General features: G+C 66.2%; 8 protein-coding genes. 7 read left to right on the forward strand and 1 reads right to left on the reverse strand.

Features of this window, described 5'->3' with window-relative positions:
• On the forward strand, positions 1–558 hold the full coding sequence (locus ABCR94_RS03425) for a hypothetical protein (protein WP_347117451.1): 558 nt from the start codon (positions 1–3) through the stop codon (positions 556–558).
• Positions 559–654: 96 nt separating this feature from the next.
• Here the strand turns inward: ABCR94_RS03425 and ABCR94_RS03430 are convergent, their stop codons facing one another.
• Positions 655–1,443, reverse strand: a complete 789-nt coding sequence (locus ABCR94_RS03430; protein ID WP_347117452.1) for an IS5 family transposase — start codon at positions 1,441–1,443, stop codon at positions 655–657.
• A 1,920-nt stretch (positions 1,444–3,363) separates the two neighbouring features.
• On the opposite strand from ABCR94_RS03430, the gene ABCR94_RS03435 reads away from it, so the two are divergent.
• From ABCR94_RS03435 to ABCR94_RS03460, 6 genes are all read left to right on the forward strand, one after another.
• Positions 3,364–4,860, forward strand: coding sequence for an AAA family ATPase (locus ABCR94_RS03435; protein ID WP_347117453.1), 1,497 nt, complete (start codon positions 3,364–3,366; stop codon positions 4,858–4,860).
• A 301-nt stretch (positions 4,861–5,161) separates the two neighbouring features.
• Positions 5,162–5,707: a hypothetical protein gene (locus ABCR94_RS03440; RefSeq protein WP_347117454.1), complete on the forward strand. Its 546-nt coding sequence runs from the start codon at positions 5,162–5,164 to the stop codon at positions 5,705–5,707.
• 455 nt (positions 5,708–6,162) lie between these two features.
• Positions 6,163–7,400, forward strand: a protein-coding gene (locus tag ABCR94_RS03445; protein ID WP_347117015.1) for an IS3 family transposase whose coding sequence is annotated in 2 segments (ribosomal slippage) — positions 6,163–6,436 and positions 6,436–7,400 — 1,239 coding nt in all. Because the reading frame shifts where the segments join, the coding sequence is not laid out codon by codon here.
• Positions 7,401–7,641: 241 nt separating this feature from the next.
• Positions 7,642–8,556, forward strand: a complete 915-nt coding sequence (locus ABCR94_RS03450) for a hypothetical protein (RefSeq protein WP_347117455.1) — start codon at positions 7,642–7,644, stop codon at positions 8,554–8,556.
• Positions 8,556–10,325: a hypothetical protein gene (locus ABCR94_RS03455; RefSeq protein WP_347117457.1), complete on the forward strand. Its 1,770-nt coding sequence runs from the start codon at positions 8,556–8,558 to the stop codon at positions 10,323–10,325. Before ABCR94_RS03450 ends, ABCR94_RS03455 begins: the two co-directional genes overlap by 1 nt.
• Before the next feature lie 358 nt (positions 10,326–10,683).
• Entirely contained in the window at positions 10,684–11,511 is an 828-nt protein-coding gene (locus ABCR94_RS03460; RefSeq protein ID WP_347117458.1) for a TIGR04255 family protein, read from the forward strand.
• The last annotated feature ends 296 nt before the right edge of the window (positions 11,512–11,807 follow it).

Consider the following 11,807-nt stretch of genomic DNA (forward strand, 5'->3'; position numbering starts at 1 on the left):
ATGCGCACACCGATCGAGGTAACCGTGGACGACGACCCGACCTACCGCCCCTGGGGCACCGTCACCCCCCTGTTCTGGGCCGGCTCCTCCCCCGCCCCGGCGGCCGACTCCCCCGCGCCGGTGCCCGAGGCCGTACGCGAGCGCTTGGCCGCCATCGCCGACGCGTCCGCCGCGGGAGACGCGGGCAAAGCTGGCGCGCTGGCCCACCAGCTCGACGAAGAGATCACCGCCGAGTACGGCGAGGCCCACCTGCACACCGTCCACATCCGCGAGGTCCGTGCCCACCTGGCCCATCTCGCCGGCGACGAGAGCACTGCCCTGGGCTGGTACCTGCACACCGCACGGCTGCGCGCCGCCGTCCAGGGGTCTGATCACCCTGACACCGGCCAGGCCACCCGGCGGGTCTACAGCCTGTGGCGCGCGGTCCCCACGCCAGACTCCCGCCGACTCGGCGCCGAACTCCTGGCCACAGTCACCGATATCCACGGCCCGCAGGCGCTGGTTGCGCGACGCACACGGGCCCGACTCGACTCACTCGCCGCACCCGCAAGGTCCTGACGTCACACCAGTTCGTCGAGGCCGCTTACGGGCCAGACTCCTCACGAGCTCGGACACCTTCTGGTGAACTGCCCTGAGTGCCTGTGAACAAACTGATCATTTTGCCTGCCGGGCGTGATCCATTCGGGCGGCCCGGCGGGCCATCAGCATGATCATCGACCACTTGACCATGGCTTCGTGGTGCTGGGGCAGACGTTCGTAGTCGCGTACGCAGCGCCGCCGTTGGGAGATCCACGACAGAGTTCGCTCCACGACCCACCTGCGGGGCAGAATCACGAAGCCGGGCAGGTCACTGCGCTTGACGATCTCCAGAGTGAGCCAGAGCTTCTCCTTGGCCCAGGTGACGAGTTTGCCCGCGTACCCGCCGTCGGCCCAGACCAGGGTGATCGACTCGAAGAGTTCCCGCAGGTGGGACAGGGCGGGCTTGGCGCCGTCGCGGTCCTGCACACTCGCGGTGGTGACCATGACGACCAGGAGCAGCCCGAGACAGTCTGTGATCACGTGGCGCTTCCGGCCTGCCACCTTCTTCCCCGCGTCGTATCCGCGACTGTCGGCGCCAACGGTTTCCGCGGCCCGCACGGACTGGGAATCGATGATCGCCGCCGTCGGGTCCGCCTCCCGCCCTTCCGCCTGTCGCACCAGGTCACGCAGGTCGTTGTGGACAGCGTCGACGTCACCGTCCTGGAACCAGCGGGTGAAGATCGCGTGCACGGTCCGCCAGGGAGGGAAGTCCCCGGGAAGGTTGCGCCACTTGCAGCCGTTGTCGGCGACGTAGAAGATCGCGTCGACGACCTGGGCGACGGCAGTACTCCTCCGGCCGCCCGCCGTTGCCGTCCAGCCAGGCCGGCCAGGGCATCGCCGACGCGATGACCTGCCATTCCTCATCCGTCGTGTCGCAGGTGTACCGGCGAGGACGCGCCGGATGATCACTCCCGTGCCCCCATCGGCAGGCAATGCACGTGCAGGCTGATGACGGGGACGACGTGACAGCGGGCTCGCACGCGGAGTTCAATGACATGGCAGGGCCTCTTGCGCTCGGAGTGTTTCGTCACCTCACGGGCTATCAAGAGGCCCTGTCTATAGGGGCAGTTATGGGTGAAGACGTCCGCGCCACGCTCACTTGTGGATCAGTTTGTTCACAGGCACTCAGACCTGTTCAAGGTCCGTACGGCTCCCTCGGAGCTCGCCGCGATTGTGGAGGGATACTGGGACGGTTGGCTGCCGGACGGCCCTATCACCCTCGACTGGGAATGAGAAGACGCCATGCCGTGCTTCCCTGCTGCACTACCGACTTCAACCGTCTGCCTACAGAGGATCCCAGTGCAGGCTCACTCCATCGAGATCAGGATCACCAGCCAGCAACAAAGGGTCCGACCGCGCCCGAATCTGTGCGCCACTGGGGGCGGTTGTTGGAGAACTCTTTCCAGCAGGGCGCCCTCTTCGCCGTAGCGCAGCCGCGTCGGCGGTAGGACTGCCGCCAGCGATCCTTCCCGCTGCATCCGCTCGGTTGCTCAAGTTCTCTTACGATGGCTCCACTTATGGTTCCTACTTTGCAAAGTGGGTCTGCCTGGGTGCGTAGCTGCTCTCTCCGCACCCAGGGCTTGCTGCGAGGTCCGATTCTCTGGAGGTGGGTGGAGGCAGATGGGAGCAGTGTGGCCTGATCGGCTGGGGATCGGCGACCGGGTGCGGTTCGGCGGGCTTGTATGCACGATCACTGTGCTGGACGGACGCTCTCTGGCTCTGGTTGACGCCTTCGGCGCTGCCCAACAGATGGATGTCGCCGATCTGGTGCGGAGTTCTGGCTTCGTGGTGCTGGACCGGGGAAGGACCGCGGCCGGGGAAGCACGTTTTCGGCACCTGGGTCCTGCCGATGAGCAGGCTCGCTGGTGGTATCGGCATGTCATGGAGGTGCTGCATGGGCTGCCTCCGGACGCATCTCCTGGAGCGAAGCCCAAACCCGCTTACGACCCGGCGCACCACACCCTGAGCGAACGGGAGACGGCGAAGGCTGAGGAGCTTTCCCGCGCGGGGTTGCGGGGCGCTTCTGCTCGTACTGTGCGGCGTAAGCGTCAGCGATACCAGGCTGAGGGCCTGGAGGGGCTGACGGACGGTCGCTCGGGCCGCCGCGGGAGAGTGGGAGGGCGGTGGGATCCACGCGTTCTGCAGGCGTTGCAGACTGTAGTGGAGTCTGGTGCGGGCGACAGGCAGGCCAGTGTCGAGAGGATTCGCCGCGAGGTGGCATCGCGCCTTCATATGGCCGATTCTCACAGCGAGTTGGTGATGCCTTCCCGATCAGCCTTCCACCGCATGTACGCCGAGGCGCGTGATTCCGGACTCCTCCCCGGAGTATCGGGCTCAGGATCCCCACCCAGTGTGGACACCTGGCCAGGCCGACGGGTTGTGGTGGACGTGGTCTGCCTGGAGGCATCCGCGAGATCGGGCGCCAGTCGGCGCGAGCTGGTCGCAGTTTTCGCGGTGGATGTGGACACGGGGTCCCTGCTCACCGCTGTTTTGCGTGACGGTTCGGTACCCCTGGACGGGGCGGCATTGCTGGCCCGTATGTGTGTACCGCCGGACCTGCGCCCCTTCTGGGCCACCTCGGCCCGCTCGCTTCCCGCCAGCCCCTCATCAGAGCCCCCTGGGCCCATCATCAGACCGGCGACCATCATGGTCGACCGTGCGGCGTCACCCGGGCTGGGAGGCCTTCGTGACGCATCCCTGCGACTCGGTATCCGAGTCCAGCAAAGAAATCGGGTCGACCCGCACAAACCTGAGCGCAGCCATGCCGAACACATGGTGAGGCGGATGGCCTCGTTGCTCACTCAGCACCTCGATGCTGTCGGCGTTTTCTCATCACGTGCGGACTGGCCGTTGGAACGAGTCCAGCAAGCTGTGGACAACTGGGCCGTACGCGTATGGCCCGAAGTTGATCTCTTCCCTTGGAGACAGCCGTACACACCTCACGGCCGAACACCAGCAGCCCGGTTCACGAAGCTGACCGCCCAGGCTGGATGGATCGCCGTCCCTCTGCCCCCCGAGGAGTTCATTGCCTTGCTGCCGGCGACGAAGCGGGTCGTTGGCCGCCATGGACTGCGATTGATGAACCGGTGGTACGACAGCACGATGCTGAATGCGCTGAGACGTTCCGCAACGCCATCGGGCAACCAGGGACCGTTCGAGGTGCGCTGGGAACCGTACGACTCGCGTCAAGTCTGGGTGCGGTCGCCCGAGCTGGGGTGGATCCCTGTCCCGTTGGCCACCACGGCCACCCGGGCGAGTTCAACAAGATCAGTTGGGGGCAAGGAAGTTGGTACCGCGACGCCGTTCCTCGACTCTGATGGTGCGACGAACAAGGTCATGGCCAGGACGACCGGCTCTGTTCTGCAGGCAGGGGAGCTGAAGAGGGCAGCCCTACGGCTGTCGGCCGCCGCGCCGAATCTGTCTGGGCGCCAGCGGGTGCGTGTGCCGTCCATAGATGATCCAGATCCTGTGCGTGTGGCCTATCACGCGCAACTGCCGATTTACACAACGGGCGTTCAGGCGGCGGTCCAGCGGGCCGAGGAACTGATCGTGCTCAACGAGCATGCAGTCGACGCCCGCTACGGCTTGATCCTCCATGGCGCCCCAGGATCGGGAAAGACCACGGTCTTGACCGAGCTCGCGCACCGCTATATGAGCCGGAGGCCAACTCCTTCGACGGGGGGCGGGGTGATCACGGTCCGGCTGCCACCCGCGACGACGCCTCGCATGCTTCTGGGGGACCTGGCCCGTGCTCTCGACACGCCGGTACCGGCACGGGCGAATACCGCCGAGCTCATCAGGCAGGTGGGCGGGGCCCTACTCGGGGCCACCGTGGGCCTGGTCCTAGTGGATGAGGTACATCATCTGCACACCCCGGCCGGCTCTGCGGTGACGGCGTCCGACGCGCTGGACTACCTGTGCGACCACTCGCCCGCCACGTTCGTGTTCGCTGGCATCGACGTCATCGCGGGAGCTGCCTCTGAGATCACCCGCAATCCGTACCGGCGGCTGATGCCCATCCCGCTCGGCTTCATGGCGTACGACGAAGCGTGGCGAACCCTCGTTTCCGGCGTGGAAAAGATGCTTCGACTGCGCCAGCACGCCCCGGGCACGCTGGCGCACCTGTCCGAGCACCTGCATGAACTCACCGACGGTGGCGGCCACCGGCTGGCTTATCTGATGCGCAGCGGCGCCATCCGGGCCATCCACGACGGCACAGAAGCGATTACGCGTGAGCGACTCGACTATCTGGCCGCCCCCTGGCACACGGGGAGGTCTTGACCCTGGCCTGTCTGCCTTGGGCCAGTCAGACCAGCTACAACGGGACAATGTCCGCCGCAGACGCCGTCAGGCCAACTCAAGGGAGACGCCCAGCCCACGCCACTGCCTGGGCTGGCAGTTGTCGAAATTCATACACATATCCGCTGCTCGAAAATTGGCATCGCATCGAATGGGATTAAAGCGGGCACGAAAATGCCCCCTTGGGAAGGGGCTCCCAAGAGGCTGACAGATAACTCCCCAGCCCTCTAACGTCATCCGCATGACTTATCAGTCATCGACTCGCAGCCTCTCGAGTGGCCCCGTGGACGAGATGGAACTCGTATCCGAACGGTGCGACGCCCTGCTGAAGGAATACGACGAGACCATCAGCGGCCTCGAAGCCTCCCTGCGACAGATGCAGGAAAAACGGGAGTCGGTCGCGATCACGCGCGACGAGGCCCAATCGGTTCTGGCGAGTCTGCGATCTGTACGCGAACGCGCCGAGTCACTCCAGCTGCTGGAAACCCCGGACAGTTCCGCCCCCCAGTGGCTCGCACCCGACGAAGATGATCACACCCAGACCCCGACGCCCGAGCCGCCGGTTCCGCCGACGTCCGCCAAGGCTGTCATCGTCAGGGGGCCCCGCATGAAGGAGATCCTCAGCGTCCTGGGGGCCGACCCTGACCGGGCCTGGGGCACCAGGGACGTCGCCGCCCTCCTGGGGATCGCGGACAACGCGAAGGCCAGCCGCAAGGCCCTACGCGCGAACCTGCGAAGCCTGACTGCCCGCGGGGTGCTGGAACGCATCACGGTCGAAGGCGACAGCCACACCTACTACCGGCCGCTCATGAACTGGAGTTTCATCTGACACCGACTCCGTAAAGCTCTTTGCGCATTCATGACCGCCGCCGCACAAAACGATCCAGTTAGCCCCTGGATCTGCGGCGACGGTCTGGCCCTCAGGCCGTTCTCGACAATACCGGGGTCCACCCAGCCGTGTCGGGCATTCGGCCAATCCTGCCTGCCTGTTCCCAGGAAGCCGAATGCCCATGCGAATTCACTGCGCCGGATTCCCCGGCCCACGTCCGGGCCAGAGGTCCACATCGAGCGCCTTCTCCAGGTTCGCGATCGTCAACAGGTCGCACCACACCTCGCCAGCCAGCACCTTCATGATGGTCAGCCGCGCGACATCGCTCCGGCGGGAGACCTCCGCGATCGACCAGCCACGCGCGTCGATCGCCTTGCGCAGCCGCGCGGCAACTTCCTGGGTGAACCGTTCCGGGTTTGATCGAGGCTCGATCTTTTGGAAGGATCGAGTGCGTTATGGCGAAGCAATATCCGAAGGAGCTCAAGGAGCGGGCCGTGCGTCTGGTCCTGGAGACTCGTGATCAGTACAAGACCGAGTCCGCGGCGATCCGCTCGATCGGAGCGAAGCTCGACATCGGGCCGGAGTCCTTGCGGAACTGGGTGCGGCAGGCAGAAGTCGACGCCGGTGCCCGGACCGGGACCACAACCGAGGAATCCGCCCAGCTCAAGGCCCTGAAGAGGGAGGTCGCCGAGCTGAAGCGGGCGAACGAGATCCTCAAGGCTGCGGCAAGTTTCTTCGCGGCCGAGCTCGACCGGCCACACACACGCTCGTAGCGTTCATCGACGAGCACCGGGACCGCTTCGGCGGAGTCGAGCCGATCTGCAGGACGCTCACCGAGCACGACTGCAGCATCCACCCGTCCACCTACTACGCCCACAAGAAGCGCCCACCGTCGGCCCGTGCCATGCGGGACGCGGAACTGGCACTCCTGATCGTGGAGATCTTCCGGGACAACTACAGCGTCTACGGAGCCCGCAAGATCTGGGCCGAACTGAAACGGCAAGGTCATCAGGTGGCCCGGTGCACCGTCGAGCGCCTGATGAAGGCCGAAGGCATCACGGGAGCGGTGCGCGGGAAGAAGATCGTCACCACCAAGGCGGACAAGGAAGCAGAGCGGGCCCCGGACCGGCTGGGCCGGCAGTTTGTGGCCAGCGCCCCGAACCGGGTCTGGGTCGCAGACTTCACCTACGTGGCCACCTGGTCCGGCACCGTCTACGTCGCCTTCGTCGTCGACACCTTCTCCCGCCGGATCATCGGCTGGTCCGCCGCGACGAACAAGCAGACACCGCTCGTGCTGTCCGCACTCGAAATGGGCCTGTGGCAGCGCGACCGCGCGAACACCCCAGTCATTGCACGGGAGTTGATCCATCACTCTGACGCCGGTTCGCAGTACACCAGCTTCCGTCTCGCCGCTCACCTGGCGTCCGAACAGATCGCGGCCTCCATCGGCACCGTCGGCGACGCCCTCGACAACGCGCTGATGGAATCGACCATCGGGCTGTACAAAACCGAACTCATCAAGCCCCAGCGGCCCTGGAAGGCCCTCAGCGACGTCGAGTTGGCCACCGCCGAATGGGTCGACTGGTACAACCACCGCCGACTCCACGGTGAGATAGGCCACGTCCCGCCAGCCGAATACGAAGCCGTCCACTACCAACATCAGACAAATCTGCAGGTCACAGCCACAATCTAGAGTCTCTACCGAATCCGGAACGGTTCAGGGCGACCTGCGCCCCGTGGTGGTCATCGAGCACAGCGCGCGGCCATGTGCCCTTGAGCCGGTACCCAATGGGTCTGCGATGCCGCTTGTCTCCTTGTGACACAGCGACGAGTGTCGCCCATCCGGACCTCCTGACATGACAGCGCCCACCATCTCCACCCACTGTAATTGGAATGGCACCCCTCCCGGGGTCCTTTCGTGGTGGAGACTCGCAATGGATGCAATCGAGCAGTACCGGCCCAAACTCCCAGGTCCCGTGTGGGATCGGATCGGCCCGGACTGCCGCCGCGCGGTGGCCAAGGCCAAACCCTCAACACCGAAGACCGCGCGGGACTGGATCGCAGCGCTGGCCCACGCCGCCGCCTATGCCGACGCGTGCGGACGGCCGTCCCGCGCCGAGCACGTGCTCGCTGCCGACGCGATCGAGCTCTACCTCGCCACCGGCTGCCAGCACCTGTCCGAAGCCTCGCGCGGCAACTGCCGCGGCCGACTCCACCACCTGCGCCGCGCCCTTCTCGGGCCCGACGTCGTCACCGGAGCACCTGCCGCCTACTCCGGATCCGACCCCTCCCGCCCCTACACCCCCGCCGAACAGGCCCATCTGTACTCCGGTGCCCGCGCCCAGCCAACCGCCGAACTCCGTTACGGATGTCTGACGTTGCTCGCCCTCGGACTCGGCTGCGCCCTGGACTCACCCGAGATCATCCCGCTGCGCGCCCACGACGTACGCGAAGCACCCAACGGCGCGGTAGCCGTCGCGGTACGCGGCCGACGCCCGCGAGTGGTGCTGTGCCGCACTACCTGGGCCCCTGTACTTGCCGAGGCTGTCTCCTGGGCGTCCACGTCCGGGGACAAGGTCCGCTATCTGTTCCGGCCCAGCAGCTTCTCCCGCAACTCGAACACCATCACGAATTTCATCGCACGCACCAAGACCTCGCCCAGCGCCCCACCGCTGGTGATGGGCCGCGCCCGTGCCACCTGGCTCGTAGACGCGGTCGAGGCCCACATGCACCTGCCGACCTTGATGGCGGCGGCCGGGCTGACCACCCTGCGCTCCATCGACCGTGTCATGCCCTACGTCCGCAACCTGCCCGCCGAGCAGGCCGCAGCCTCCCTGAGGGGGCTGTGATGACCAGCCGGCTCGAACGCCACGCGAGCATCTCCAAGCTCCGCGCCCGCCGCATTGTCGTCGACGACAACGACGTGCTGGAGGTACTGGCTGACCTCGACGCCGAGAACCTGGTCAGCGAGATCGCACCCCTGGTCAAACAGCACACCGGGCGACGCCGCCACCTCAACGTCGAGGGCCTGCTGCTGGGCATGTGCCTGTGCTCCGCCATGCACTCCGGGACCGTCACCCTGTGCACCGCCGCCGACCTGCTGGCCTTCGGCATCAGCGACACCATGCGCCACCGCTTCGGCATCCCCCACTACCCCGACAACGACCGGGGCTACGAGGCCTTCTACGCAGTCGTGCGGCGTCTCTTCCACAATGTCATCGACGCCATCGATCCCTCTCCGCTGCCCAAGAATCACCGCATCGACATCGCCTACGCAGCCGAACTGCAAGCCCGGGCCGACAAGGACCTCCTCGACCGCAAACGGACCCTGCTGCTGCGGGTCTCCAACAAGATCCTCAGCATGTCGCTGCGCCATGCCCACCCCTTGCTCGAAGGAACGTGGGACGGCTCCTGCGTGGTCGACGCCACCGTCATCGGCACCTACGCGAAAGGCCTCGCCCCCGACAGCGACGTCACCTCCACCGACCCCGACGGCGGCTGGTACGTCCGCACCGCCGGGCACGAGGATCCCCTGGCCCTCCGAGAGCTCGCCCCGCCTCCGCCCAAGGCCAAAAACGGCGGCAAGCCCGTGGGCAAGACCAAGAGCAAGAGGGTCAAGAAAAAGCTGTACGGCTTCGACGCCACATTGATCGTCGCCCGTGACCCCCAACACGACGGAGCCCCACTCCCAGACGGCTCCGCCGACCCCGCCGCCATCCCAGCCCTGATCTGCGCCTTCTCCGTCGAAAAACCCAGCCGCCGCCCCGGCCAAGTCGCCGTCGAAGCCCTCCAGCGCGTCGACCCCCGTTACCCACGCGGCTACCTCGCCGGCGACCGCCTCTACAACGACCAACGCTCCGAAGTCTTCCAGCTGCCCATCCGCGCCATGGGCTACCTGCCCGTCTACGACTACGCCAAAGACCAGCTCGGCGTGCAAGACGGCATCGGCGGAGCCCAACTCGTCGAGGGATCCTGGTACTGCCCCTCCATGCCCGCACCTCTGGTCAACGCCACCATCGACCTTCTCGCCAAACGCATCGACAAGACCACCTGGATCGAACGCATCCACGCCCGCACCGCCCACCTCCTCATGCCCAAGGAAGCCGCCGACCCCGAAGGCCACCGCCGGATGATGTGCCCCGCCGAAGCCCGCCGCGTCCAGTGCCCCCTCAAGCCCCGCACCATGGGCGCCGGAATCCACCTCCCTCTCGTCGACCCCGCCCCCAGCCCCACAAAACCGCCGCCCGTCTGCGAACAGCGCAGCATGACCATCCCGCCCCAGTCCGGCGCCTCCCAGTGGCAGCCCCTGCAGTACGGCACTAAGGACTGGCAGCGCGTCTACTTCCGGCTCCGCAACAGCGTCGAGGGCATCAACGGCTTCGGGAAAGACCCCCTCCACGAGCACATCGAGTCAGCCGGCACCCGCCGCATCCGCGGCATCGCCGCCCAGACCATCCTGCTCGCCTTCCAGCTCGCCCACGTCAACCGGCGCAAACTCGCCGGCTGGGCAGACGCCGTCGCCCTCAACGGCGAACGTCCCCGCCGACGCCCCACCCGCCGCCGCAAAACCCAGCCCCTAGGCACGTGGGCCCCCAAGGGCCACCTCACCGGGGCCTGACACAGCCCCAAACCCCAAAAAAAGCGAGAAGTCACACCGCCAGCGGCTCCGGCCGCTGGCAGTCGTGCGCCCCCAGCCCCGAAACCGGCCCAACCCAACCCGACATACCAAAACAGCCCGCATCATCACCTGATGCGGGCTGTTTCGTCGTTGCTGCGGAGCACCTTCCGTCGGTGCCCCTGTGTGGGCAACCGACGAAATGCGCTGGCCAGGGGCGATGACACGCCAGCAGTAGTGCGTTTCCCGCGAACCTGAAGATCATTTCCCAGTCGCCAGGTCCGGGCCGCAAAACGACCGCCACTCGCCGCTGGGCTCCAGCCTCATGACGCCAGAGCTAATGAGAAGTAGAGTGTGAAGCGTGGATACGGCTGAGCGAGGAGCACTATTCGAGCACGAGCTGGTCGACGTGCCTCTGACCGAGGCCCCCCTGGCGAGGGTGATCGGTCAGCTGCGTTTCGGAACGCTGTCAGTGCTGGCATCAGACGATGGCGCTGCCCAGTCGTTCATCAAGGCGCTCGCCGAGGAATACCCCTATGTCGAGCAGGGCCTGGAGCAGGCTCTGTTTTTCGCCCCGGGCCAACCTGTCAAGCCGACCGACGTGGGCAAGGTGTGGCGGCTGCGCTCCGCCAACCAACAGAGCGTTGTCGCTCTGACCAATGGGGCGCTGACCCTCGAGACTGCCAGCTACCCGGGTCGCCGAGCGTTCTGCGGGGAGCTGGCCCGTTTGGCCGGTCTTCTCCAGACGATCACTCGTGTCCCGTCGTACAACCGAGTCGCGGTGCGCTATTCCAACCGGTTGGTAGGCGAGGAAACTCTCGAGCAGTTGCCGAAACTCGTCCATTCCGAACTTCTCGGTCTTGTTGGCGCACCTCTCGCCAATGGTGTGCGCCTGGCATACACGTTGTCTCAGGCGCTCCTGGAAGTAGGCGACGGTGCCAAATTGCTGGCGCAGTTCGGCCGCCTTCCTGAGAGCTCCACCTTCGACGCCAGCCTGCCAGCCGTCCCTGAGCCCAGCTGGGTTCTGGATCTTGATTCATACGAGGAGTACCCCGACCCGCGTGCAGCGCTCCCCGCCCGGGAGGACAGCGTGTCGGCGGCCGCTAACGTCTGCGCAGAACGTGCCCATACGTTCTTCCGCTGGGCCGTTACCAAGGAGTTCTTGTCCCACTTCGGCGGTGAAGTATGACAACGCTTCTCACTCTGCCCGGGGCCTATGAAGCCACTAGCCCGCCAGCGGTACAGCACGATCAGGGGCTGGCCTGTGGCGGGCAGTCGCGAGTTCGGGTGTGGGTCGCCGGCCGTGTGGCTGCTGCCGGCCTGGTCGGAAGCGTGACTTCTGGGACCGCCGCAACTTCCGGCGTAGCAGCCTCCCCGCTGGAAGGGCGAACAGCCACACCCCAGCTTCGCCAGGCTCTACGTACCACCCCAGGCAGGGCTGACCTCGTCGCTGCCCCTTCCCCATCACGGGACATTTCGACTGCG

Origin of the sequence: Streptomyces changchenzhani (genome assembly GCF_039766235.1) — a bacterium.
Taxonomy (GTDB): domain Bacteria; phylum Actinomycetota; class Actinomycetes; order Streptomycetales; family Streptomycetaceae; genus Streptomyces.